The 24,804-nt window shown below is 35.1% G+C and carries 23 protein-coding genes; 15 read left to right on the top strand and 8 right to left on the bottom strand.

The genetic code is table 11. From position 1 onward, the window contains the following. Positions 1-34: 34 nt before the first annotated feature. Entirely contained in the window at positions 35-1,372 is a 1,338-nt protein-coding gene (locus BP18_RS09520) for an acetyl-CoA hydrolase/transferase family protein (protein WP_007721918.1), read from the top strand. Between the two features lie 82 nt (positions 1,373-1,454). Here BP18_RS09520 and BP18_RS09515 read toward each other — a convergent pair whose 3' ends face one another. The 6 genes from BP18_RS09515 to BP18_RS09490 form a co-directional block, all read right to left on the bottom strand. After that, on the bottom strand, positions 1,455-2,447 hold the full coding sequence (locus BP18_RS09515; protein WP_029276681.1) for a LacI family DNA-binding transcriptional regulator: 993 nt from the start codon (positions 2,445-2,447) through the stop codon (positions 1,455-1,457). 55 nt (positions 2,448-2,502) lie between these two features. After that, positions 2,503-3,552, bottom strand: coding sequence for an aldose epimerase family protein (locus BP18_RS09510; RefSeq protein WP_007721914.1), 1,050 nt, complete (start codon positions 3,550-3,552; stop codon positions 2,503-2,505). Positions 3,553-3,570: 18 nt separating this feature from the next. Beyond that, positions 3,571-5,064, bottom strand: coding sequence for a UDP-glucose--hexose-1-phosphate uridylyltransferase (galT, locus tag BP18_RS09505; RefSeq protein WP_035019359.1), 1,494 nt, complete (start codon positions 5,062-5,064; stop codon positions 3,571-3,573). 5 nt (positions 5,065-5,069) lie between these two features. Further along, positions 5,070-6,071, bottom strand: a complete 1,002-nt coding sequence (galE, locus tag BP18_RS09500) for a UDP-glucose 4-epimerase GalE (protein ID WP_007721910.1) — start codon at positions 6,069-6,071, stop codon at positions 5,070-5,072. Continuing rightward, positions 6,068-7,246, bottom strand: coding sequence for a galactokinase (locus BP18_RS09495; protein WP_007721908.1), 1,179 nt, complete (start codon positions 7,244-7,246; stop codon positions 6,068-6,070). The genes galE and BP18_RS09495 overlap by 4 nt, the downstream gene beginning before the upstream one ends. A gap of 229 nt (positions 7,247-7,475) precedes the next feature. Next, positions 7,476-8,189 carry a GntR family transcriptional regulator gene (locus BP18_RS09490; RefSeq protein ID WP_007721906.1) on the bottom strand — a complete coding sequence of 238 codons (714 nt, stop codon included), beginning with the start codon at positions 8,187-8,189 and terminating at the stop codon, positions 7,476-7,478. Between the two features lie 171 nt (positions 8,190-8,360). Between BP18_RS09490 and BP18_RS09485 the strand changes: the two genes are divergently transcribed. Genes BP18_RS09485 through lacD form a run of 8 tightly spaced genes read left to right on the top strand, consistent with a single transcriptional unit; the run spans position 8,361 to position 16,172 of the window. Then, on the top strand, positions 8,361-10,148 hold the full coding sequence (locus BP18_RS09485) for a glycoside hydrolase family 35 protein (protein ID WP_007721905.1): 1,788 nt from the start codon (positions 8,361-8,363) through the stop codon (positions 10,146-10,148). Position 10,149: 1 nt separating this feature from the next. Then, on the top strand, positions 10,150-10,635 hold the full coding sequence (locus tag BP18_RS09480; RefSeq protein ID WP_007721903.1) for a PTS system mannose/fructose/N-acetylgalactosamine-transporter subunit IIB: 486 nt from the start codon (positions 10,150-10,152) through the stop codon (positions 10,633-10,635). A 30-nt stretch (positions 10,636-10,665) separates the two neighbouring features. Then, positions 10,666-11,553 carry a PTS mannose/fructose/sorbose/N-acetylgalactosamine transporter subunit IIC gene (locus tag BP18_RS09475; RefSeq protein ID WP_007721901.1) on the top strand — a complete coding sequence of 296 codons (888 nt, stop codon included), beginning with the start codon at positions 10,666-10,668 and terminating at the stop codon, positions 11,551-11,553. Further along, a complete protein-coding gene (locus BP18_RS09470) occupies positions 11,540-12,349 on the top strand; it encodes a PTS system mannose/fructose/sorbose family transporter subunit IID (protein ID WP_007721899.1) in 810 nt (269 codons plus the stop codon). The genes BP18_RS09475 and BP18_RS09470 overlap by 14 nt, the downstream gene beginning before the upstream one ends. A gap of 24 nt (positions 12,350-12,373) precedes the next feature. Then, positions 12,374-12,781 (top strand): PTS sugar transporter subunit IIA, encoded by a 408-nt coding sequence (locus BP18_RS09465; RefSeq protein ID WP_007721897.1) that lies wholly within the window; start codon positions 12,374-12,376, stop codon positions 12,779-12,781. A 17-nt stretch (positions 12,782-12,798) separates the two neighbouring features. Continuing rightward, a complete protein-coding gene (locus BP18_RS09460) occupies positions 12,799-13,980 on the top strand; it encodes an SIS domain-containing protein (protein ID WP_007721895.1) in 1,182 nt (393 codons plus the stop codon). Between the two features lie 20 nt (positions 13,981-14,000). After that, the gene (gene nagA, locus BP18_RS09455) at positions 14,001-15,161 is read left to right on the top strand and encodes an N-acetylglucosamine-6-phosphate deacetylase (protein ID WP_007721893.1); all 1,161 of its coding nucleotides are present in this window, start codon (positions 14,001-14,003) and stop codon (positions 15,159-15,161) included. A 12-nt stretch (positions 15,162-15,173) separates the two neighbouring features. Beyond that, positions 15,174-16,172: a tagatose-bisphosphate aldolase gene (gene lacD, locus BP18_RS09450; RefSeq protein WP_007721892.1), complete on the top strand. Its 999-nt coding sequence runs from the start codon at positions 15,174-15,176 to the stop codon at positions 16,170-16,172. Positions 16,173-16,398: 226 nt separating this feature from the next. Here the strand turns inward: lacD and BP18_RS09445 are convergent, their stop codons facing one another. Both BP18_RS09445 and BP18_RS09440 read right to left on the bottom strand, forming a co-directional pair. Continuing rightward, positions 16,399-17,214 carry a TPM domain-containing protein gene (locus tag BP18_RS09445; protein WP_007721890.1) on the bottom strand — a complete coding sequence of 272 codons (816 nt, stop codon included), beginning with the start codon at positions 17,212-17,214 and terminating at the stop codon, positions 16,399-16,401. Between the two features lie 195 nt (positions 17,215-17,409). Next, entirely contained in the window at positions 17,410-18,273 is an 864-nt protein-coding gene (locus tag BP18_RS09440; protein WP_007721888.1) for a DegV family protein, read from the bottom strand. Between the two features lie 288 nt (positions 18,274-18,561). Between BP18_RS09440 and BP18_RS09435 the strand changes: the two genes are divergently transcribed. From BP18_RS09435 to BP18_RS09410, 6 genes are all read left to right on the top strand, one after another. After that, positions 18,562-19,149, top strand: a complete 588-nt coding sequence (locus BP18_RS09435; protein WP_007721886.1) for a family 43 glycosylhydrolase — start codon at positions 18,562-18,564, stop codon at positions 19,147-19,149. Between the two features lie 81 nt (positions 19,150-19,230). Then, positions 19,231-20,079: an aldo/keto reductase gene (locus tag BP18_RS09430; RefSeq protein WP_007721885.1), complete on the top strand. Its 849-nt coding sequence runs from the start codon at positions 19,231-19,233 to the stop codon at positions 20,077-20,079. 440 nt (positions 20,080-20,519) lie between these two features. After that, entirely contained in the window at positions 20,520-22,445 is a 1,926-nt protein-coding gene (locus BP18_RS09425) for a BglG family transcription antiterminator (RefSeq protein WP_029276676.1), read from the top strand. Positions 22,446-22,457: 12 nt separating this feature from the next. Next, entirely contained in the window at positions 22,458-22,742 is a 285-nt protein-coding gene (locus BP18_RS09420; RefSeq protein ID WP_007721880.1) for a PTS sugar transporter subunit IIB, read from the top strand. A gap of 10 nt (positions 22,743-22,752) precedes the next feature. After that, complete coding sequence (locus BP18_RS09415) at positions 22,753-23,202, top strand: PTS sugar transporter subunit IIA (protein WP_007721879.1); 450 nt, start codon at positions 22,753-22,755, stop codon at positions 23,200-23,202. Between the two features lie 4 nt (positions 23,203-23,206). Then, entirely contained in the window at positions 23,207-24,550 is a 1,344-nt protein-coding gene (locus BP18_RS09410) for a PTS galactitol transporter subunit IIC (RefSeq protein ID WP_007721878.1), read from the top strand. The last annotated feature ends 254 nt before the right edge of the window (positions 24,551-24,804 follow it).

The raw sequence follows: 24,804 nt of genomic DNA, 5'->3' as shown, positions 1-24,804 counted from the left end.
AAAGAATCATTCATCTGATTGGGGGATTGTAGTCATGTTAAAATTATACGAAAAAATGTATGAAAAGAAAAAAACAACAGCACAAGAAGCGGTACAATTGATTGAGCCAGGAGAGGGGATCATTTTCCCAATCATGCCAGGCGAACCTCCAGCATTATTGGAAGCGTTACCTATAAATGGGTCGTTAAAAGGAAATACTTTATACCGTATGCTGCCAAGCTTTCCGACCGTGGATATCTCGCCATCTAAGCTAAAACAAGTATCAATATTTTTATCAGGTATGGACAGAAAAGGATTTAATCAAGGCAACATTGATTTACTGCCAAATCACTTTTCGGATATACCGGCATTACTAAAAAAACGTACAGATCGTCCAGTAATCATGGCGACAGTATCGTCAATGGATGAAGACGGTAACTTCTCTTTAGGAACAAGTCCTTCTTATGTTGCTTCATTGATTGAAGATGCAAAAACCATCATTCTTGAAGTCAACAAGAATATGCCACGTACATTTGGTGCCAAAAATACCATTCATATTAGTGAAGTCTCAGCATTAATTGAACACGATTTTGAATTGCCAACTTTACCTAGCCCTAAATTAAGTGAAAAAGATTTGGCTATCGGCAAAATCATTGCTGAAACGGTGAAAGATGGAGATACGGTTCAAATTGGTTTTGGTTCAATGCCAAATGCTGTAATGGACTACTTGATGGATAAACGAAATTTAGGTGTTCATAGTGAGATGCTTCCAGATAAAATTGTGGAACTCTATGCAAAAGGCATTGTCAACAATAAATATAAAACTACTTATCCAACAAAAACAGTTTCTACGTTCGCGATCGGCTCAAAACAATTATATGAATTTATGAATAACAACAGAGATATATTGATGTTGCCCTGTGATATGACGAATGATATTCGCGAAATTGCTAAAATTGATAATTTAAAAGCCATCAATTCGACAGTTGAAGTTGACTTTTTAGGACAATGCAATTCAGAAACGGTAAAAGGTTCGTATTATTCATCTACAGGTGGTCAAGCTGACTTTACTAAAGGAGTTAGACTAGCTAAAAATGGCTGTGGAATCATCTGCTTGTATTCAACAGCTAAGAACGACACTATCTCTACAATTGTACCTGAATTAGCTTTAGGATCAGCTGTATCAACTTCTAAAAATGATATCGATACAATTGTAACGGAGTATGGAAAAGCTGAATTAATTGGGAAAACAGTACAAGAAAGAGCAGAGGCTTTGATTGAAGTAGCACATCCTAAGTTTCGTGAAGAATTGCGACAAAAAGCCATTGAAAAACACTTTATTGTGGAAGAAGTTGCTGAAAAAGAAGAAACAATGGTCATGATGGAAGGGTAATGGAATAAAAAATAAAAGGGTACAAGCCTAGAATTCACTTGAATTCTAGGCTTGTACCTTTTTTTGATTTGGTTATAAACCCTTATTTTGTGCTTTCTCGTAAGATCAAATCGGTAGATAAAGTGATTTTTTTTGCAACGGTTCTTTCACTTGTGACTTTATCCAACCACAAATCAAAGCCCGTTTCTCCCATTAACTCTGTATGCACTTTCACTGTGCTCAATGTAGGATAGATGTATTTGGCTACACTGATATCGTTAAAGCCAATAAGGCTGACCCGCTCTGGTACGGATATTCCTGCTTCTTGTAAGGCTCTTAAACAACCAATGGCCATTGAATCATTTGAAACAAAAAAAGCTTTTGGTAAATCGTCTTTTAACGTTTCAATAGCGTGTTTCATGAGTTCTTGTCCAGATGAAACATTGAATGCTCCAGTAAATACAATCTCTTCTTCATAAAGCTCCACTTGCTTCATATAGTTTTCATAAATGATGGTTCTTTTGTCAATAATCGTTTTAGATTTGTCACCAAAATTTTCTTGTCCAGCAATCAAGCCAATACGACGTTGACCGTGAGTTTGGAAATAGTCAAGAACGGCATTGACGGCTTGTTCAAAATCGATGACAACAGAATCTAATTTACGATGAAGTTGGTCGAAATCAACAAAGCAGATATTCTCTGTCCACGAGGTAAGCTTGTTCACCTGTGAATCACTAAATTTTCCGATTGCGATAATACCTTCTATCTCTGCGCTCATCTCAAAATCAGTATTTTGAAAAACTCGAATGATATCGTAATTCATTTCTTCTGCTCTTTTTTCTACGCCTAAACGAATCGATAAATAATAAAGATCATCTAGTTCTTCTTTTTCGGTGTACCACTGAACGATGGCCAATTTGCCTTGTTTTTTAGATTGCTTCTTTTGATATTTTGTATAGTCTAAAGCTTCAGCGACTTCAAAAATACGCTTTTTTGTGTCATCTCCTACAGATAAAGTATCGTCATAATTCAATACACGAGATACTGTAGAACTTGAAACGCCTGCTTGTTCGGCAATATCTTTGATGGTTGCCAATTTTCTCACCACTTTCTTTGAAGGTACCATTTAGTTTATCATTACTCTTTCTCTATTATAACATGGTATCAAAGCGGTAAGTCGTTTCGGAATGAAAAGTTTCATTAGGATGCAGGATGACGTTCCCAAAACCAGCTTGGTTAATTGCGTTAGGTAGATTTTGCGCTTCTAAAGTAATTCCAGCAAAATGTTCTTGTAAGCTACCTTCATCAGTATGTCGACCATCTAATGTATTGACAGCATAAATCACAACAGCATCTCTATCCGTAACCATTTGAACTTGTCTACCGCTAGCACGGTCAGATAAGATTGCTTCTGGTTTGTTCGCTAGATGCTCAAGAATAAAAGGGTGATCATATCCTGAAACGAGTTTGTTTTGTGGATAGTCGCTTTCAAAACCTTTATTCACAGTATCAGTCGTTCTAAAATCAAACGGTGTTCCATTTACGGGCAACAACTTTCCGGTTGGAATAGAGTCTGCTCGTAGTTCAGCAAAATGGGAGCTAGTTAAAGTCAATTCATGTTGGTTAATCCCTTTAGTTGGCTCTCCTGACAAATTAAAATAGACGTGATTTGTTGGATTAAATAAGGTTGTTTTATCTGTGGTAGCTTGGTAATTGATTTTCCATTCATTCGATTCGTTTAAAGTATAAGTAACTTGAACGGTCAAATTTCCTGGATAGCCATTTTCATGATGTGGACTAGTATAAGTGAAAATCAGCTGAGCTTCATCTTCTGAAGAAACTGTTTCAACAGTCCAAATTTTGGTATCCAAACCATTTATTCCACCATGAGAATGATTGGTTTTATCATTTGTTTCTAGCTTGTAAGGGGTACCTTCTAATGTAAACGACCCTTTATCAATTCTTCCAGCAACTCTACCAATTGTTGCACCGTAATAAGGACGATAATTGGCATACTCATTTAAGTCGGTATAACCTAATAAAATATTTTGAAAAAGTCCATTCTTGTCTGGTGTTTGAATAGAAGTGACGGCAGCTCCATAAGTTATAGCTGAAAGGGATACGCCTTGACGATTCGTCAAAGTATATTCTTGAATGATAGTTTCTGAAAGTTTTCCAAAATCCTTAATTGAAATTTCCATGATATTCCTCCTCATATTTTAGCAAAAAAGGGTTGCAAATTTCTTGAACGCGGCTTTTCCTTCAGCGGATTTTTTGAATACACCCGCATCTTCTAAGACTCGTAGAAAAACAGAACCAACGGCCTCTTCTACAATAGTTCCTACAGTTTCTTTAGTGATGTTGGATGAATTCTTTAATTCATTAGCCCATTGTTTATGCGAAGGATCTAACTGATTAGGTTCTTCTAATAAATAACGTTCAACCTCAGCAAGTTCTTGTTTCAGTCTAGGTGGCAATATAGCAAGACCCATGACTTCAATTAAGCCAATATTTTCTTTCTTTATGTGTTGAACATCCGAATGTGGATGGAAGATGCCATCTGGGTATTCTTTTGAAGTTCGATTATTGCGTAATACCAAATCTAGTTCGTATTTTCCGTCATTATATCTTGCGATAGGGGTGACTGTGTTGTGAAGCTCCCCATCTGTATGAGCTATTATATTTACAGATTCATCTGAATAAGAGCGCCATTTGTCCAAAATCATGCTAGCTGCAGCCGTTAAATCAGCTTGATGAGTACTACTTAAGCGAATAACAGACATAGGCCATTGAACAAGCCCAGCTGCTACAGTCGGATAGTCTTTTAGCTCAAAAGGAAAGTCGATTGCTGCATTTGCCATTGCAAAAGTGTGTTGGCCGCCTTGATAGTGATCATGAGAGAGAATTGATCCCCCAACTATCGGTAAATCAGCGTTAGATCCCACAAAATAATGGGGAAACTGCTCAACTATATTGAGTAGTTTTGCAAATGTCGCTTTTTCTAATTTCATCGGTTTGTGTTCTTGGGATAGAAAAATACAATGTTCTTCATAGTAAGCGTAAGGCGAATATTGCAATCCCCAGTCATTTTGGTTAATCTTTAAACGAATAATTCGATGGTTGCTTCTAGCCGGATGATTTAAATGACCTTCATACCCTTCATTTTCCATACATAAAAGACAAGTAGGGTAGCCAAATGAAGCAGGAGCAGTTTTAGCTAAAGCAATTTGTTTTGGATCTTTTTCTGGTTTAGATAAATTTATTGTAATCTCCAAATCCCCATAAATAGTTGTCTTAGTAAACTCGATGTTTTTTTCAATAGCTCTCGTTTTAATATAATCATTTTCTTGGCTAAGGTTGTAAAAATAAGTTGTAGCAGCTGCAGGACTCTCTTGATATAGCTCCCAAAATTTGCGGTTTATTTCCGAAGGCAGAGGTGTAATAAGGTTCATTATTTTTGATGCCAAGATGTCTCTTTCAGATTCATTGTCAGAGATGATTTTTTTTTTGACAGCATAGTTGACTAAAGAATCCAATACGTCTAAACGATCAGGCAAAAGTGTAGCAGCAGTTAGGTCTGTATTTAATGCTTGTTTTCCAACTAAAGCGAGAAGTTGATTTTGTTTGAGAAGTAAATCTAATGGATGAATGTCTTCATTTATATACCCAATTTGAATGAAATCTGTTATTGCTTGGTCAATCACGCTATTCATCCTTTCTATTCATTTTTAGTATCGTCATAGCCATTTGGAAAAGCATTATGCCAGTTCCAAGCTGAAGCGATAATAGCCTTTATATCTGTATGCTGAGGCTTCCAACCTAAGATGTTTCTTGCTTTTTCACTCGAAGCAATCAAAGTACTTGGGTCACCAGCGCGGCGTGCAGTCACTACCGCTGGAATCTCTTTTCCAGTAACTTCTCGAGCGGTATCCAACATTTGTTTGACTGAAAAACCGGCACTGCTACCTAAATTAAAAATAGTGCTTTGATTTCCAGCCTTCAAATAGTCAAGTGCTAAAATATGGGCTTCAATTAAATCGACGACGTGGACATAGTCACGAATACAAGTTCCGTCAGCTGTTGGGTAATCGTCTCCGAAGATAAGCATTTCTTTACGCTGACCCAAAGCAGTTTGGAGGATAAGCGGCACTAAGTGTGATTCAGGCGAATGGTCTTCACCAATACTGCCGTCTAATTTTGCTCCGGCAACATTAAAATAACGCAAAGCAACAAATTTCATATCATAAGCGTGATCACACCATTTTAAAATGTTCTCCATCATTAATTTTGTTTCTCCATAAGGACTTTCAGGATTCGTATCAGCAGTTTCTTTGATTGGAATCTCTTTAGGTTCGCCATAAGTGGCAGCTGAAGAAGAAAAGACAATTAATTTCACGCCGAATTTTTGCATAACTTCTAAGACTACCTGCGTTCCATAAACATTATTATTAAAATATTGTAAAGGTTGTTGCATAGATTCTCCAACTAATGAATGAGCTGCAAAATGAAGAACTCCTTCGATAGCTTCTTTTTCAAAGATAGATTCCATAAACGACTTATCACGAATGTCTCCTTGATAGAAGCGTGCTTTTTTGTGAACAGCTTGTTGATGTCCTGTGCGCAAGTTGTCGATTACTGCAACATCATACTGTTTTTCAATTAACTGATCGACAGCGTGAGAACCAATGTATCCTGCTCCACCTAACACTAATACGGTCATAAGTTTTCTCCCTCAAGTACTTTAGGACCATCACTGATTTGAGCAATGTAAAATTCACCTGGATAACCGACTTTCTCTTGATACTGTTTGCCAACTTGACCGATAAAATCATCAATCGCATTATTTTCAACAATAGCAATGGCACATCCACCAAAACCAGCACCAGTCATTCGAGCACCTAACACACCTGATTGGTCCCAAGCAGCTTGAACCAAAGCATCTAACTCTAAGCCAGTTACTTCATAGTCATCTCGTAAAGAAATGTGTGATTCGTTCATTAACTTGCCAAATTCTGCTAATTTACCAGCTTTTAATGCGGTAGCAGCTTTCAATGTCCGTTGGTTTTCGGTCACAGCATGTCGTGCTCGTTTTAGAATAGTTTCATTTGAAAGAATTGCTTTGTGCTCATCAAATGTTTTTTCATCCATAGCACCTAATGAAGAGATATTAAGTTCTTTTTGAAATTCTGCTAGAGCTTGATCACATTCACTGCGACGTTCATTGTATTTAGAATCAGCTAACTCACGCCTTTTTTTAGTATTCATAATCACGATAGAATGATCTTTTAAGACTACTGGAATCATTTCATATTCTAAGGTGTTGCAGTCTAGCAAGATTGCAGTATCTTTTTTCCCTTTTCCTATTGCAAATTGATCCATGATTCCTGAGTTGACTCCGATAAACTCATTTTCAACTCGTTGTCCCGTTTTTATTAGATCTAATCGGTCTAACTCTAACTCAAATAAATCTTGAACGATAAAACCAGTCAATAGTTCAATAGAAGCAGAAGAGGAAAGTCCAGCTCCATTTGGAATAGTTCCGTAATATAGAATATTTAATCCATGATCAATAACGTAGCCAGCTTCTTTTAAAAATTTAATCATTCCTTTAGGGTAATTAGTCCATTTGTCTGCTGGATCATATTCTAAATTGTTTAAGTCAATCGTAATCACGCCTAATTCAGAAAAATTTTCAGAATAGAGTTTGATTAGAGTATCATCTCTTTTGGTGGCTAGGCCATAGGTTCCTAAAGTGATAGCGCAAGGAAACACGTTTCCTCCATTATAGTCTGTATGTTCGCCAATTAAATTAATTCTTCCTGGAGAGAAGAACGCTTTCATATCTGATTGTTTAAATAACTCCTCGAATCTGTTTTTCAGTGTGTTTAAGTCCATTTTTAAATATCCTCCTTAAGAATAGGTTATTGTCATCAGTTTAATTAATTTAGTAAATAAAATCAAGTAAATTTAGTAAAATTTTAAAAAAGAGAATAACCATAGCAAAATGGACCAGTGTAATTTCTGAGACCGTTTTGTTATGGTTATTAGGATTGGTTGATAAGCTAATTAAAAGAAGACAGCTCTTTAGCTTTCTATATATGTTAACCGTGGAGCCCGCTATTCTTTAATTCGGGTTTTTGAATGAAGTCAATTCTATCTTATAATAGTTCCATTTTTTGTAACTAATCACGACTTCAGCTACAGTTCCATCTTGTAAAATAGTTTTCTTTTCTTGTCTGATAGTAGGTTCGTTTGTTCCCATTTTTAATAATTCAGCAACCCAGTCATCTGTAGGAAAACAAATTTCATTGGTTTCTTTCGATTCTTCGTCGTACATGTAGATATTGAAATCATCTTTAAAGCGATTATAAATGGAATCATAATAGTCAAGACTTGGAATGTCCTGTTTAATAAACTTGTTGGGAATATACGAAAGATGCAATAAAAAAGGATCATCATTAACTTTTCTCAAGCGAATAATTTCATAATAATCTTCCTTTTTTCTTAATTGTAGTTCTTTTCGTTTTTCCTCATCCTTTTGAATCTTCATACTTAAGACTTCAACGGTTTCTGGTTCGCCAGAATAAACTTCTATATCTGAGAATCCAACCAGTTTCCGTTTCCGTGAGCGTGAAACATACGTCCCTTTTCCTTGATAGCGGACAAGATAACCATCATTTGCTAACTCTTGGATGGCTCTAATAACGGTAATTGAGCTGACATTATAAATTTTTACTAACTCTGCTTCACTATAAAAACGATCGCCATGTTTAAACTCTCCAACTTCAATTTTTTTGAGTAAATCATCTTTAATTTGTTGATACTTTGGGATTCTCATGCTTTTCTCCTTGCTATACCATTTATTTAATATACTAACTTAAAAAAAGGAATTTTACCAATTATTTCTTTCTTTAGTAAATTTTTTTCTTTTTTACTAAAAAATGATTGACAGAAAGCAACTTAGTATATTAATATATTAAATGTAAACGTTTTAAGAAAGGGGAACCTAATGAATACATTTGAAGTGAAAGAAGAATTTTTACTAAATGGTGAACCATTTAAAATTATATCAGGAGCTATTCATTACTTTAGAATTCTCCCTGAGGATTGGTACCATTCATTATACAATTTAAAAGCCCTTGGGTTTAATACAGTAGAAACCTATATTCCTTGGAATGTACATGAAACTAAAGAAAGAGAATATGATTTTTCTGGTCAGTTAGATATTCAACGATTTGTTCAAACAGCAAAAGAATTAGGTTTGTTTGTAATTCTTCGACCGTCTCCTTATATTTGTGCAGAATGGGAATTTGGAGGACTGCCTGCATGGTTACTCACTTATAAAAATATGCGCATTCGTTCTTCTGATCCACAGTTCATTGAAAAAGTTTCTAGTTATTATAAAAAACTTTTTGAACAAATTGTACCGTTACAAGTAACTTCAGGTGGACCGGTTATTATGATGCAGTTAGAAAATGAATATGGGTCTTATGGTGAAGATAAGGAGTACTTGAAAACACTTTATGAGTTAATGCTAGAATTGGGCGTAACGGTTCCAATTTTCACATCAGACGGAGCTTGGAAAGCAACTCAAGAAGCAGGAACAATGACGGATCTTGATATTTTGACCACAGGAAATTTTGGCTCCCAATCAAAAGAAAATTTTAAAAATTTGAAAGAGTTTCATGAATCAAAAGGAAAAAATTGGCCTTTAATGTGTATGGAATATTGGGGTGGTTGGTTCAATCGCTGGAATGATCCCATCATAAAAAGAGATGCACAAGATTTAACAAATGATGTAAAAGAAGCATTAAAAATTGGAAGCCTAAATCTTTATATGTTTCATGGCGGAACTAATTTTGGTTTCATGAATGGTTGTTCAGCAAGATTAGGAAAAGATTTACCTCAATTAACGTCTTATGACTATGATGCACCATTAAATGAACAAGGAAATCCAACGAATAAATACGATAGTTTGCAAAAAATGATGAAAGAAAGTTTTCCAGGGATTGAACAACATTCTCCGCTAGTTAAAAATAGTATGAGCATCACGGATGTTCCAGTTGTTGGAAAAGTAAACCTGCTTTCTATTATCGATCGTATTGCGGATAAACAAGAATCAAAATACCCAAAAACAATGGAAGCATTAGGACAGCAATATGGCTACACGTTATATAGAAGTTTTGTAACAAAAGACAGTGACGAAGAATTTTACCGTGTAATAGACGGAAGCGATCGAGTACACTTTTTCCTGAATGAAGAAAAAATTGCTACACAGTACCAAGAAGAAATTGGCGAAAAAATATACGGTTCACCTATAGCGGGTTCTAATCAGCTAGATGTATTAGTAGAAAATATGGGACGTGTCAATTATGGGCATAAATTATTAGCAGATACACAACAAAAAGGAATTCGAAGAGGTGTCATGTCTGATTTGCACTTTATTACGGATTGGGAACAGTACAGTTTAGATTTTTTGAAACCGTTAACGATAGATTTTAATGAAGAATGGAAAGAGAATGCACCTTCTTTTTACCAGTATAAGGTCACAATTGATACACCAGAAGATACCTTTATCAACATGGAATTATTTGGTAAAGGAATTGTCCTAGTAAATGGGTTTAATATTGGACGATTCTGGAATGTAGGACCGACACTGTCTTTATATGCTCCAAAATCTCTCTTTAAAAAGGGAGAAAATGAGATTATTGTTTTTGAAACAGAAGGTATTTGGTCAGAGACAATAAGTTTAGAAAAAGAACCAAAATTTAAAAAAATGGATAAGGAGGAAGAGTAATATGAGTATCACAGCAGTAAGAATAGATGGAAGATTGATTCACGGACAAGTTGCAAATCTTTGGACTACAAAATTAGGTATTAACAGAATCATGGTTGTAGATGATGGAGTAACGACGAATGCAATTGAAAAAAGTGGTTTGAAATTGGCTACTCCAGCAGGGGTTAAATTAAGTATTTTGTCGATTGAAAAAGCAGCTACAAATATATTGGCTGGAAAATATGATTCACAACGATTGCTGATTATTGCAAAGAAACCAAATCGTTTATTAAAACTGGTGGAATTAGGGGTACCTATTAAAAAAATTAATGTGGGGAATATGTCTCAATCGGATGACTCAAAATCTATTACAAGATCGATTAACGTTATAGAAGAAGATATTGAAAACTTTAAAAAACTTGATGAAAAAGGTGTCGAGTTGGTATCGCAAATGGTGCCAAATGATCGTGAAGAGAAATTTATGGACTTGTTAAAACAACATATTTAATAAATAAAGATAGATAGAGGAGGAAAAATAATGGCAGTAGCATGGTGGCAGATAATATTATTAACGCTTTACGCAGGGTATCAAATTTTAGATGAATTGCAAGTTTATACTGGGCTTGCTCAACCGGTATTTGCCGGATTAGTAGCGGGTTTAATTATGGGTGACGTAACAACTGGACTTATTATTGGTGGAAGTATGCAATTAACCGTTTTGGGTATAGGTACATTTGGGGGTTCATCAAAAATTGATGCTAACTCTGGTACCGTTTTGGCTACAGCTTTTTCAGTAGGAATTGGAATGAATCCGGAGCAAGCAATCGCTGCAATCGCAGTTCCAGTAGCAGGATTAATGATTCAAATGGATATCCTAGGACGATTTGCAAATACATTCTTTGCACATCGTATTGATACAAAAATTGAAGAAATGGACTACAAAGGCATTGAACGCAATTATCTTATGGGTGCTCTTTCTTGGTCATTATCAAGAGCAGTTCCAGTCTTATTAGCATTGAGTCTAGGTGGAAGTTTTGTTAATTCTATTGTAGGCGTTCTAAACAATCAATTGTTGTGGTTAGGTAATGGATTAGCTGTAGCTGGTGCTGTTCTACCTGCAGTTGGGTTTGCTATCTTATTAAGATACTTACCAGTGAAAAAACACCTGCCGTACTTGATTTTAGGATTTGTTATTACCGCATTGTTAACAACAGTATTTGGAAATATTCAAGTACTTGGCGGATCTGTAGCAGGTGTAGTAGACGGATTTGCAAATACATTTACAGGTATGCCAATGTTAGCTATTGCATTGATTGGCTTTGCCTTTGCTTTTAAAGAATATAAACGAACAACAGAAGCCCCAAAAACGCAACACACAACTAATTCTGCATCAGAGGAAGGGGAAATAGAAGATGACGAAATCTAATTATAAATTGACCAAAAAAGACTTTAACCAAATTAATAGAAGAAGTTTGTTTGGATTTCAACTTGGTTGGAATTACGAACGTATGCAAGGATCTGGGTATCTGTATACGATATTACCGCAATTAAGAAAATTGTATGGTGATGGTACACCAGAGTTGAAAGCAATGATGAAAACACATGCTCAATTCTTCAACACAAGTAACTTTTTAAATACAATCGTTACAGGGATTGATATGGCGATTGAAGAAGAAGAAGGTATTGATGCACAAGAATCAATTGCTGGGATTAAAGTTGGTTTGATGGGACCATTCGCTGCAATTGGAGACTCAATTTTCGGAGCTTTATTGCCAACTATTTTTGGAGCATTAGCAGCTAATATGGCCGTAAGCGGAAACCCAATAGGCGCATTTATATGGATGATCGTTAACTTTGCGGTAATGTTCTTCCGTTGGAAACAACTTGAAATTGCTCATAAAGAAGGAGTATCACTTGTTACAACCATGCAGAGTCGACTAACAGCTATCACAGATGCAGCTACATTATTAGGTGTATTTATGGTTGGTGCTTTAGTAGCAACCATGATCAATGTTCGTTTATCTTGGACACCTATGATTGGCGATTTAGTTGTTGATGTACAAAATAACGTTGATATGATTATGCCTCGTCTGTTACCAGCTGTAATCGTTGGAGCTGTCTATTGGTTATTAGGTAAAAAGAATATCACCTCTACTAAAGCTATCTTTATTGTATTAATAGTTTCTATCGCTTTATCTGCATTAGGCGTGATTTCAAAATAAGAATCAAGTGAAGGAATGAATAGAATGAAAAGTTTGATACTCGTAAGCCATGGAGATTTCAGTACAGAATTAAAGAAGAGTGCAGAAATGATACTAGGTTCACAAGAAAATATTTTCACGGTATCTTTATTGCCACACGAAGGTGAAAAAGAATTTACTGAGAAATTTGATGCAGTAGCTGATTCGTTAGAGGGAGATTATATTGTATTCTCTGACTTATTGGGTGGCACTCCTTGTAACATCGTTTCAAAAAAAATTATGAACGGTGCTCATTTTGATCTATATACGGGTATGAACTTGCCAATGATCATTAGTTTTGTAAATGCAACATTGATTGGCAATCCGCTTTCAGTTTTAGAGGAAACGAAAGAGAGCATCATCAAAGTAAATGATTTATTAGAAGCAAATGATTTTGATGAAGAAGATGAATAGATTGGAGTGAAATGAACGTGCAACTATTTACTAAATCACAAAATGAATTAAAGGATCTTGGAGCAGCGATTACGACTCAAGAAATCATACAACAACCTGGGCTTTGGGAAGAAGCCTGGGATAACTATCAAGATAAAAAAGATGTAATAGACTCTTTTTTGCAACAAATAAAAAAAGAGTCCTCTAGTAAAATACGTGTAGTTTTTACTGGAGCAGGAACATCGGCTTATGTTGGGGATACTGTGCTACCATACTTAAATAATGCGGGAGATACAGATTCATTTATTTTTGAAAGTATTCCAACAACGGACCTTGTTTCTTCCCCAAAAGATTATCTGCATGAAAATGATTGGACGGTATTGGTTTCATTTGCAAGAAGTGGAAACAGCCCTGAAAGTGTTACAGCAGTTTCCAATGCGAATAAAGTCGTGAAAAATATTCGACACATCACCATTACTTGTGCAGCAGATGGAGCTTTAGCAAAAGCAGCAGCCACAGATAAAGAAAATTTATTGTTACTAATGCCTGAACGATCAAATGATCAAGGATTTGCTATGACGGGAAGTTTTACTTGTATGACATTGACTGCATTACTGGTTTTTGATCAGTCCTCTGTGGCTGATAAAGAAAGTTATGTGATGACTGCAACTAAAATGGGCAAAGAAGTGATTGAACATGAAGGAAACTTAGATAAATTAGTAGCGGTTGACTTCAATCGCATTGTTTATTTAGGATCCGGCAGCTTAGCAGGTTTAACACGTGAAGCACAGCTAAAAGTATTAGAATTAACAGCTGGGAAAATTGCAACAATGTTTGACTCCTCTATGGGATTCCGCCATGGACCTAAATCATTTGTAAATGAACAAACGCTGGTCTTTGTTTTTGTAAGCAATGACCCCTATACCCGTAAATATGATTTAGATATTTTAGAAGAAATACAACAGGATCAAATTGCTATGCAAACAATAGCGATAGCTCAGCCTGTTGAAGGACAAAATTTTTCTGGTACAACAATTGATTTTGATAACCAGCATTTGCTCTTGCCAGAAGCTTATCTTGCGTTGCCATTTATCATGGCAGCACAGACCGTTTCGTTACTAGCTTCTATTAAAGTGACTAATACACCGGATACTCCTTCTAAATCTGGAACGGTTAATCGAGTAGTCAAAGGTGTAACGATACACGAGTACAAGGACTAATCAAAAAAAGGGATGAAAAGATGGGAACCTATTATATATACGCGAGCCGGTTTTTCTTGCCGAGTGGAATAAAAGGTGAAGGCTATCTAGCGGTTAAAGATGGAAAGTTTGGGTCGTATATAAAGGAATTACCTAATGAAAATGAGCAAGTTCTTGATTATTCAGGAAAATGGATTACACCTGGCCTTGTGGATACACATATTCATGGATTTATGGGTCATGATGTGATGGACAATGACTTTGAAGGCCTCAAGGCAATATCAAAAGGGTTATTAAGTTGTGGTGTAACGTCCTTTTTACCTACTACACTGACTTCAGATATTGAAACTTTAAATCAAGTGAGTCGGACAATCGGGGATCACTATCAAGAAGTACAAGGAGCTAAAATTCGTGGTATTTTCTTTGAGGGACCTTTTTTTACAGAAGAACACAAGGGGGCGCAAAATCCTCGGTTCTTCCAAGATCCTAATCTAGAGATTTTTCATCATTGGCAAGAATTATCAAAGGGCTTAATAAAGAAAATTGCTATTGCTCCAGAAAGAGCAGGAGCAGTTCACTTTACCGAAAATGTAGTCAAAGAAGGGGTAACTGTTGCCCTGGCGCATAGTTCTGCAACATATGAACAAGCTGGAACAGCTGTTTCTTCTGGTGCTTCAATCTTTGTTCACACATACAATGGAATGAGTGGTATGAACCACAGAGAACCTGGAATGGTTGGAGCAGCTATGACAACAAAAGATACTTTTGCTGAGTTGATTTGTGATGGACACCATGTCCATCCAGCAGCGGCAGATGTTTTAATAAAAGCAAAAACGCCAGAACATATTGTTTTAGTCACCGATTGTATGAGAGCTGGTGGAATGCCTGAGGGAGATTACACTTTAGGAGACTTTCCAGTTGAAGTAAAAGACGGAGCAGCTCGTTTAAAAGAAAATGGAAGCCTAGCTGGTAGTGTTCTGAAATTGATGGATGCTGTCAGAAATGTTTGTGATTGGGATAGTGCAACCATTGAAGAGACAATTCGAATGGCTTCTATCATTCCAGCAAGAAGCTGTCATATCGATGATTGTTGTGGCAGTTTACAAGCTGGTCATGATGCGGATTTTTTAGTGATAGATCCTCAATTGAAGTTACATGAAACCTATTTAAATGGTGTATCTGTTTACAAAAATGATAACTAAAGGATGAAGAAAATGCTAAAAATTTCAAAAGCAAAAAAGGCAGCAATGGATCGTTTATCTACTAAAGAAGGCTTTATAGAAGCTTTAGCTATTGATCAACGCGGTGCTTTAAAAAAAATGATTAAAGCAGAAGGTCAAGAACCAACTGATGAACTCATTATTGAATTCAAAAAATTAGTATCTGAAGAATTAACGCCATATGCTTCTTCTATTTTATTGGATCCTGAGTTTGGTATAGAAGCAGCTGATGCTCGCCATGCTGAAGCTGGATTACTATTAGCCTATGAAAAAACAGGCTATGACGTGACAATTCCTGGACGATTACCTGACTTGTTAGAAGACTGGTCAGTAAAGGGCTTAAAAGATAAAGGTGCAGATGCAATCAAATTCTTGCTTTATTATGATGTAAATGAGGAACCTAAAATAAACCATCAAAAGCATGCTTTTGTAGAACGTTTAGGAAGCGAATGTTTTGGAGAAGATATCCCGTTCTATTTAGAACTACTGTCTTATGATAAAACTATTCAAGATAATAATTCTAACGACTATGCAAAAGTTAAACCTCGTAAAGTAATCGATATGATGAAAGAATTTTCCAAACCTCAATATAAAGTTGACGTGTTAAAGGTAGAAGTACCTGTCAACATGGATGTAGTTGAAGGTTTTGGGAAAGAAGCTGTTTATACAAAAGAAACTGCTGCAGCTTATTTTAAAGAACAAAGTGAATCAACACAGTTACCGTTTATTTTTCTTAGTGCTGGTGTGTCTGCAAACTTATTCCAAGAGACGCTTGAATTTGCAAAAGAAGCAGGTTCTACTTTTAGTGGTGTTCTTTGTGGAAGAGCAACATGGAAAAATGGTGTTCACCACTTTGTAGCAAATGGAGAAGACGCTACTAGAAAATGGCTTCAATCAGAAGGCAGAGAAAATATTGAAAGTTTAAACAAAGTAGTAGAACGCACAGCTACTTCTTGGCATGAAAAAGTAGAAGTAAGTGAATTAGTGAGATAGAATTAATAAAGAAAGCTATCTTATAAATTTAGAGATAAAAGAAAAATCGTTGCTTACAGATGTGAGCAACGGTTTTTTGTTGAGTCATAATCCTAAAAAAATATTTACGGTATATTCTAGATTTACTCGGCAGAAAAACAATCGTTATCAAATTCATCATGGTAATAAATTATCAGATAATCTGTCAATAAGACTGTTAGTCGTTAAGTTCGTTCGAAATATTCATTTAAAATTTCCGACTAGAACCGCCACCGCCAGAACGACCACCGCCACCAGAGCGTCTGCTTGATTTCCTATTTCTTCCAGAACCGGATTTATTTCTACGCCCACTTGAACCGCCGCCACTACCAGGGGTGAAAACAGCAAAAGCTATACCCACAATAATAATAAGCACATTAAAGGGTTTTAAACTCTTAAAAAAACGAATAGTAGATGGAATAAAACCCTTGTCACGCGGTGTAGTGTTGAGCGTTTCAATGACTTTTGAATTACTAGAAGCTAAAGTTGCCTCAATATCATACTGGTATTCGGTAGCTACTTCTATTGCAGTAGCTCTAAATATCTGTTGAAGCCCACTATCGAATAAATTGTTGCTTAAATAAGTTATGTTATTATCTAATATTTTTCCTGTTTTTCCATCTGTTAGAATGCCTTCTAAACCGTAGCCAACTTCGAAACGAATTTCTCGTTCCTTTAAAGCTAGTAAGATGAGGACACCATTATCGTAGTCAGTATTTCCAATTTTCCATTTTTCGAATAAGGCAGCACTATAGTTTTCAATGGTTTCACCATCTAATGAATCAATGACGGTTACAACAATTTGAGGTTTTTCAACTGTTTGTTCATAAGTATCATTTATATTCATGATCAGTTCTTTAGTATCAGGGGTTAAAATGTTCGGCTCATCATAATAGTAAAAATCAGATGTAGCATCTGGCAATTCAATAGCGACTACCGATTGAACGGGTAGGAATACAAATAAAGCAATTATTCCAAAAGCCGTTATCAAATAGGGCCAATTCTTTTTTAGTGTGATATGCATATTTTGATCAGCTCCTTTCGTTAGTTAAAGCACCTCTAATAGGATACTAACATTAATACTATAAAGTTCCTTAATGTTAGTTTATCATAGAATGAATTTCAGCCGATAAAGATTATACTAATAAAAAAGATAAAGAGGCAACCAATAATTGTACTAAAATTGGCTGTCTCTTTATCTGATTTGTGTTAGGAAAAATTAAGAAAGTTGTCTTTTTTCAATCCCAATAATACCGAAAGCTCCAGGACCACCGTGACTTGAAATAACGGATCCAGCAGTGAACCATGAGAAGTTATTGAAACCGGCTTCTTGTAACAGTACTGTAGCAAGTTGTTTATGGTCTTCACTCAATCTTTTTGTGCCACCAATAATCACTGTTTCTGGATCAATATCATAATTTTTTAGGAAGTCTTTAATAGTATTTTTCAAACAACGATCAAAGGATCCACGATATTTTTTAGAAGCGACCAAGTATCCATCTTTTAAAATAATTGTAGGGTGAAGATTTAAAAGAGAAGCACCAAGATAAGCTACATTTGAAACTCGTCCTCCCGCTTTCAAGTAAAGCAAAGACTGAGGTAAGAAAACGAAACGAGTTCGCTCGCGAACATCTTCAACAAAAGACACAATCTCTTCAGCTGTAGCAGCTGGATTTTTTTCGATAAATTTTGCTGTTGCAACAATGACAGCAGTTAATCCACCTGAAACATTCTTGCTGTCTACAAGATGAATGTTTTTAAAATCTTGAGCAGCAATATTACACGAATTATATGAAACAGTGGTTACTGCTGAATAAGCAATATGAATGATGTGTGCTTCAGGATATTGAGTAAGAATATGTTTGAAAACATTACTATTATCCTGTGGAGTCGTTCCTGCAGTTTTAGGCAAAGTGCCTGTTTGATCATAAAAACGATAAACGTCTTCAACATCAAAGCTGCCATCGTCAAGCGTTTCCAAACCCATTGTGACGTGCATTGGAATAACTTGTACATTGTAACGATTGATAAGTTCTGAGGATAAGTCAGAGCCGCTTTCGGTAGTAATAATAAATTGAGTCATATGTTCCTCCAAATGTCGTTTCGTTTAGTTGTATTTATCATAGCATATGCAAAAGGGAAGAGATACTACTAGTAGTGTATTAAACATAATCAAATTAAATAATTAGATAATCAGTATAGGTTATCTTCAAGTATTTCATAGAAATTATTGTTTTTTCAAGAAAAAAGTATTACAAGTAACTACACATCAAAAAAATATTGGTCAATGGAGTGACCCGATAAAATTAAATGGTGTTGGTTTTGATGCATTTTTGTTCCATGATGAAGACGGGAAAAATACCTTGTTCAAATGGAATGGGATCGTCGTGAATATTGTTATCCGTTTAATGGAATTAAACTTACCGAGTATTCTATTAACCAGCAAATGTTGCCTCCAAAAACAGCTAAAATCATTTATCAGGGAACGGATGTTAAATTGGTTGAAGGCTCCCACATTTATAAAATTTTTGGGAACTATTATTTGTTTGCTGCAGAAGGTGGAACAGTTTATACCCATCAAGAAGTCGTTGCTCGTTCAGAAGAACTTTTCGGTGAGTTCGAAACTCAACCGGGTGAAGCATTCTTAGCAGCCTATGACTCTCCAAGGAACTATCATCAAAAGTGTGGCCATGGATCTTTAGTTGAAACCCCTAGTGGAGAATGGTACTTTGCCCATTTAACAGGTAGACCCTGTCAGCATAAAACAGAATCAGCAATTAGTCCTAGATGTGGGTGCGCATTAGGAAGAAAAATGCCCCATGTTGTCGGTGGAAAACAAGGAGCAAGAGAAGTTGAAGCACCACCAGCATCCTTACATTATGAAAATCTTCCAACAATTCTGCTAGAAGATGATAAAAGTTATAACAAACAGACTGTTTTTTCATTTTATATTGAATAAACAAAGCATATTACATGATACTCATTGATTATTCCTTTACACTGGAAGCAGTAAAATATTCATAGAAAGGATGAAAGTAAGATGACAAAAATAGAAAAATTCGAATTAAATGATGGAACAAGTTTACCAGCTATTGGATTTGGTACGGTAAATATCCAAGGAGCTACTGGTGTGAACAGTGTACTCACGGCAATTGATGCGGGTTATCGACTTATCGATACTTCAACTAACTATATGAATGAGGGAATGGTAGGAGAAGCTATCCGACGCTCGTCTATTCCGCGTGAAGAATTGATGATCAATTCCAAGTTGCCCGGAAAAGCGCATGAATATGATAAAGCCATCAAGATGATCCAAGAATCATTGTATCGTATCGGGATTAACTCTTTTGATAAATATTTGATTCATTGGCCATTACCTAAACAAGGCAAATATGAAGAAGCATGGCAAGCATTAGTGGATGCAAAAAAATTTGGGTTAATTAAAACAATTGGTGTATCTAATTTCTTACCTGAACATCTTGAACGCATTATTGAAAAGACTGGCGTTACTCCTGCTACAAATCAAATTGAACGCCATCCTTATTTTAATAATAAAGAGTTGGTTGAAGCCAATAAAAAATTAGGTATTCTTACGGAAGCTTGGAGTCCCTTTGGGCGTGAAATCAATGATGTATTAGAAAATGAAACGATTGTTGCAATTGCTGAAAAATATGGCAAAGAACCTGCGCAAGTCATTATTCGTTGGAACTTGCAAAATGGGGTTATGCCAATTGTAAAAGCTTCTTCTTTTAGTCACCAGAAAGCCAATCTTGCTGTCTTTGATTTTGCATTAAACGATGAAGATATTCAAAAAATTGATGCTTTAGATAAAGGTGAAGCTGGCAGAGTAGAAGGACAACATCCAAATGAATACGAAGAATTTGATTAAAGAAAGATAAGGTAAAAATCGATTTTTCTAACAAAAAAGATCATCAGTAGCAATGGAAAATGACACTACAGAGGTTAATCAGTTAATGATTTCCTTCATAGTGTTATTTTTTTGTACTGTTTTATTTCTCTTCGATATGTTGTACCCCTAAACAAAAAAATTACCTCGTTATTTGATTTTCGGACTAATACCATAGTAATGAGACTCTAATTACTGTTTGGTATGCTTGCAAGCGCAATGACTCTAGCAGCAACCTAGTAAGGGCTTTTTTTTACTTAAATAGAAAATGAAACAAAGTAGATAGGAAGCTCTGGGAATGATATTGCTGAATAATGGGAGGAAAAAGGCTATAATATAGCAATGTCCGTTGACAAGAGACATTAAGAGTCTATGATGAATGCTGGAAAACTATTAAAGTATACTTATGAGGAGCGGAACCTATGGTAGATTTTTCAAATCGAAAAAAAGAAATGCTGTCTTTATTATTGAAAAGTGATGAATATATTAAGAGCGATTACATTGCCGAAGAAATAGGGATATCAAGTAAAACAGTGCAACGAGAAATTAAAAATATTAATGTGCTTTTAAGAGAATTGAAAACAGATAGTATAGAATCTTCAAGAGGAAAAGGCTATATAATTCCTCTTGAATCAAAAAAATCTATTCAATTAGTTTTTAAAGATTATGAAGATAAGGATGCTTTGGTTCCAAACATGCAACAGTCTCGTATTGAGTGGATAATCAGAAAGTTTGCTGTTTTAAGTATGGAGAAAAAAGAATGCACCTTAGAAAAATTAGCTGATGAATTATTTGTAAGTTTGACAACGCTAAAAAAGGATATGAACAGCGTAAAAGATACTTTACAAAAATATCACATTCAACTAGCTAAAATCTCTAATAAGGGACTAAAACTACAAGGAGAAGAAAAAAACATCCGCCAATTAATTGTAGACTATTTAGTTCTTGAGCAAAGTGAATTGAAGTTAGATAGAATATTCAGCATATCATCAACCGATAAGGTTTCCGTTGAAGAAATTGTAATCCGGAATATTAGAAAATATCAAATTCCGATAACGGATATTGGTTTTAGAAATCTGATTATTCACGTAGAAATTGCTGTTTCAAGGCTCCGATTCCAGAATATCAGTGTTGAACAAAAGCCAAATATAATCGAAGAGCACTCCGAGGAATACCAGTGTGCAAAGGCAATTTCCAAAGAAATAGAAACGAAAATTAATTTAATCATTCCTGAAAATGAAATAGTTAACATTTATTTGCATCTACTGGGGCAAAAAAGAATGTTGGTAAGTGAAGACACATTAAAAAGTAGACTAGAGACTCCTGAAAGCGAATTAATAGAAAGGGTCATAGTTGAAATTAATGAAATGTATCAATTGGATTTTAGACAGGATGCTATATTGAAAAATGGTTTGCTCTTACATCTTGAAAGTGCATTGCATAGAATCCGGCTAAATATGCCGATTAACAATGAATTAATTGAAGAAATAAAAGATAATTATCCATTTCCAATGCAACTAGCAAAACTTTTAGCTAGTTCTCTAGAAACAAATTTTGACATTAAGATTGATATCAATGAAGTTGGTTTTTTAACGTTACATTTCTGTGGTGCTCTCGAAAGAGCAGATTCAATTCAATCAAATAAAGAAATACGAGCCGTGGTAGTTTGTACAACAGGTTTAGGAACCTCAGTTTTATTAAAGGCTAAACTTCAATCTAAGATTAACTTGAATATTAAAGTTGTTGGCGTATATGCACTGTACCAATTGGATGATATAGAATTTACAGATGTTGATATTATTATATCTACTGTACCTTTGTCAAAAAAATATTCAATTCCAGATGTAGTGATTACACCAATTGTTAGCAACAACGATATAGAAAAAATTCATGAATTTATAACGTATGGATCTAATGAGTTTTCTATCTCTAGTTTATTTTGTAAAGAGCTATTTTTTACTGATTTAAACTGTAAAACAAAAGATGAGTGTTTATCAATAATGACAGACAAATTATATCAGCTAAGTTTTATAGATGATAAGTGTAAAGAATCAATTTATGCTCGAGAGGAGATGGCAACTACTGAAATTGGTAATGGGGTATGTGTACCACATAATATGGACGGAAAAGTTTTTCGCTCCTCTATCTGTATAGGGATTTTAAAAGATCCAATTTTATGGGAATTCGGAAAAGTTCAATTGATTATTATGATTGTTGTAGATAAAAAAGCAATCAGAGAATACAATGAACTATTTTTAGAAATATATGAAAAAGTTGATTTTCAATACAAAGTAGATGAATTTATAAAACAAAAAGATTTTAATTACTTAAAAAAATTATTTAATTAGGAGGAAAAAATAATGAAAAAAATAATTGTAGCGTGTGGAGCAGGTATCGCAACTAGTACGGTAGCTTTAAGAAAATTAAAAGATGGTATGGAAGCTAGAGGTAAAGCGGATTCTGTAACATTTACACAAACTTCATTGGCTGAACTACCTTCAATGGTAAGTGGGCACGATTTAATCGTAACAACAGCACAAGGTGGGACGGGTTATGGCGTGCCTGTTATTTCAGGATTAGGTTTAATCACAGGGATAGGTATAGATAAAATAATTGATGACGTAATTAAGACGTTAGAGTTATAGGAGGAATATAATGTTTTCAGAAGACTTAATATATATAAATGAAAGTTACAGCTCACAAGATGATCTTTTTAATCAAATTTCAAAAGATCTTTTGGAAAATGAATACGTTTATGATAGTTACCAAGAAGCACTGAAGCAAAGAGAAATCAAATATCCAACAGGTTTACAAACAGAAGTATGTGGTATCGCAATACCACATACAGATGCGATGCACATCAAAAAACAAGCAATTGCAGTTGTTAAATTAGATGAGGGCATTATGTTTAAGGAAATGGTTGGTGATGCCGACGTTTCGGTTAAATTGCTTTTTTTCTTATTAGTGAAGGAAAAAGAAAGCCAAGTTCAAGTGTTAAGTAATTTAATGGGTTTATTTTCAAATAAGCAATTTGTTAATGCTTTATTGCAGTCTGAAAGCAAAATTCAAATATTAGAAACTATAAATAAAGAAATGAAGGAGTGACAATATGGGGATATTGAATTATTTAGTTGATTTAGGTGCAGCAGTAATGATGCCAATCATTTTTACAGTTTTTGCTTTGGTTTTAGGTGTTAAATTTGGTAAAGCATTAAAATCAGGTTTAATGGTCGGGATAGGATTTACAGGATTAAATGTCATTATTTCTTTATTGACTGACAATTTAGGACCAGCAGCGGAACAAATGGTTCAAAACTTTGGGCTAAACTTACGAGTACTTGATGTAGGCTGGCCTGCAGCAAGTGCAATCGCATTTGGTTCAGCAATAGGGGTACTAATAATCCCAGTTTGTATCGTTGTCAATTTACTTATGCTTTTCACTAAGACTACCAAAACAATAAACGTAGATATTTGGAACTACTGGCATTTTGCTTTTACAGGTTCAATGGTATATCTGATCACAAATGACATTATCGTCAGCCTAATTATGGCAGCAATCAATATGATCATTATTATGGTTATAGCAGATAGAACAGCACCAATGGTAGAGAGAGAATTAGGATTGCCTGGAATATCAATTCCACATGCTTTCACAGGTTCATTTGCTCCAATTGCGTTTGTATTGAATGCAATTATGGATAAGATACCGGGAATCAACAAAATAAAATTAGATGAAAAAGAATTTCAAAAAAGATTTGGAATATTTGGAGATCCAGCAATTTTAGGAACATTGGTAGGTATCTTGTTAGGGATAGTGGCCGGATATGATATTAAAAGCTCATTAAATCTTGCAATCGTTATGGCAGCTGTATTGGTTTTAACTCCCAAAATGGCAGCTGTATTGATGGAAGGGTTAATGCCAATCAGTGAAACCGTCCAACAAAAAATTCAAGAAAAATTTAAAGGGAATAGTAAACTATATATTGGTTTAGATTCAGCTGTTGGTGTAGGAAACCCCGTTACTTTAACCATTTCACTTGTGATGGTTCCGATAACTATATTATTAGCTTTCCTTATTCCTGGAAATGAATTTCTTCCATTTGCAAGTTTAGCTGGGTTACCTTTTATGTTTGTTTTAATTGCTCCACTATGTAAAGGAGATTTCTTCAGAACGTTAGTGGTCGGAATCATAATCGTTTCCGGAGGACTTTTAATAGGAACAAATATTGCTCCTATCTTTACACAAGCGGCTGCTGCAGCAAACTTTTCTGTCCCAGAAGGATCAAGTTTAATTTCAAGTATTGATTATGGCAGTTCGTGGTTACCATTTGTAATTGTAAAGATTGCAAAATACAAATGGATTGGTGTAGCAATCTCTTCAGTTGTTGCGATAGTGTTAATGTATTGGAATAGAGTTCTAATTATAAAAGAAGATAAAATCGAAGAAGCATAAGCAAGGCGTATATTGATAAAAAGAAGACAATAACTTCACCCTTACTCAAGAGAATTTTCTGTTGTGTAAGGGTGTTTTTTTCTTTTTCCTAGACGTCGTATGGCTAAAAAAAGCGCAAAGAACCAAACACTGTGAAACCATTCTTATAGAGAAGGGATTCTCTTCTTAACGGGCTAATAATATGCTACACTGAAATAGAAAGCAGTTTCAGTCAATTATCTGCTTGCAAATGGACACGATTAGATAATGTAATA

The sequence above is a fragment of the Carnobacterium jeotgali MS3 genome (assembly GCF_000745125.1).
GTDB lineage: Bacteria > Bacillota > Bacilli > Lactobacillales > Carnobacteriaceae > Carnobacterium_B > Carnobacterium_B jeotgali.
The sequence above is the reverse complement of the archived record's forward strand: the minus strand, read 5'-3'. Positions and strand labels throughout refer to the sequence as shown.

What these genes read in the sequence shown, in the direction of transcription:
- BP18_RS09490 (WP_007721906.1), bottom strand. Translation starts at nt 8,189, where the DNA reads ATGAGAATCCCAAAGTATCAACAAATTAAAGATGATTTACTCAAAAAA.
- lacD (WP_007721892.1), top strand. Translation starts at nt 15,174, where the DNA reads ATGCTAAAAATTTCAAAAGCAAAAAAGGCAGCAATGGATCGTTTATCT.
- BP18_RS09435 (WP_007721886.1), top strand. Translation starts at nt 18,562, where the DNA reads ATGGAATGGGATCGTCGTGAATATTGTTATCCGTTTAATGGAATTAAA.
- BP18_RS09520 (WP_007721918.1), top strand. Translation starts at nt 35, where the DNA reads ATGTTAAAATTATACGAAAAAATGTATGAAAAGAAAAAAACAACAGCA.
- BP18_RS09475 (WP_007721901.1), top strand. Translation starts at nt 10,666, where the DNA reads ATGGCAGTAGCATGGTGGCAGATAATATTATTAACGCTTTACGCAGGG.
- BP18_RS09415 (WP_007721879.1), top strand. Translation starts at nt 22,753, where the DNA reads ATGTTTTCAGAAGACTTAATATATATAAATGAAAGTTACAGCTCACAA.
- BP18_RS09430 (WP_007721885.1), top strand. Translation starts at nt 19,231, where the DNA reads ATGACAAAAATAGAAAAATTCGAATTAAATGATGGAACAAGTTTACCA.
- galT (WP_035019359.1), bottom strand. Translation starts at nt 5,064, where the DNA reads ATGAATAGCGTGATTGACCAAGCAATAACAGATTTCATTCAAATTGGG.
- galE (WP_007721910.1), bottom strand. Translation starts at nt 6,071, where the DNA reads ATGACCGTATTAGTGTTAGGTGGAGCAGGATACATTGGTTCTCACGCT.
- BP18_RS09465 (WP_007721897.1), top strand. Translation starts at nt 12,374, where the DNA reads ATGAAAAGTTTGATACTCGTAAGCCATGGAGATTTCAGTACAGAATTA.
- BP18_RS09445 (WP_007721890.1), bottom strand. Translation starts at nt 17,214, where the DNA reads ATGCATATCACACTAAAAAAGAATTGGCCCTATTTGATAACGGCTTTT.
- BP18_RS09510 (WP_007721914.1), bottom strand. Translation starts at nt 3,552, where the DNA reads ATGGAAATTTCAATTAAGGATTTTGGAAAACTTTCAGAAACTATCATT.
- BP18_RS09485 (WP_007721905.1), top strand. Translation starts at nt 8,361, where the DNA reads ATGAATACATTTGAAGTGAAAGAAGAATTTTTACTAAATGGTGAACCA.
- BP18_RS09480 (WP_007721903.1), top strand. Translation starts at nt 10,150, where the DNA reads ATGAGTATCACAGCAGTAAGAATAGATGGAAGATTGATTCACGGACAA.
- BP18_RS09495 (WP_007721908.1), bottom strand. Translation starts at nt 7,246, where the DNA reads ATGGACTTAAACACACTGAAAAACAGATTCGAGGAGTTATTTAAACAA.
- BP18_RS09410 (WP_007721878.1), top strand. Translation starts at nt 23,207, where the DNA reads ATGGGGATATTGAATTATTTAGTTGATTTAGGTGCAGCAGTAATGATG.
- BP18_RS09420 (WP_007721880.1), top strand. Translation starts at nt 22,458, where the DNA reads ATGAAAAAAATAATTGTAGCGTGTGGAGCAGGTATCGCAACTAGTACG.
- BP18_RS09440 (WP_007721888.1), bottom strand. Translation starts at nt 18,273, where the DNA reads ATGACTCAATTTATTATTACTACCGAAAGCGGCTCTGACTTATCCTCA.
- BP18_RS09425 (WP_029276676.1), top strand. Translation starts at nt 20,520, where the DNA reads ATGGTAGATTTTTCAAATCGAAAAAAAGAAATGCTGTCTTTATTATTG.
- BP18_RS09470 (WP_007721899.1), top strand. Translation starts at nt 11,540, where the DNA reads ATGACGAAATCTAATTATAAATTGACCAAAAAAGACTTTAACCAAATT.
- nagA (WP_007721893.1), top strand. Translation starts at nt 14,001, where the DNA reads ATGGGAACCTATTATATATACGCGAGCCGGTTTTTCTTGCCGAGTGGA.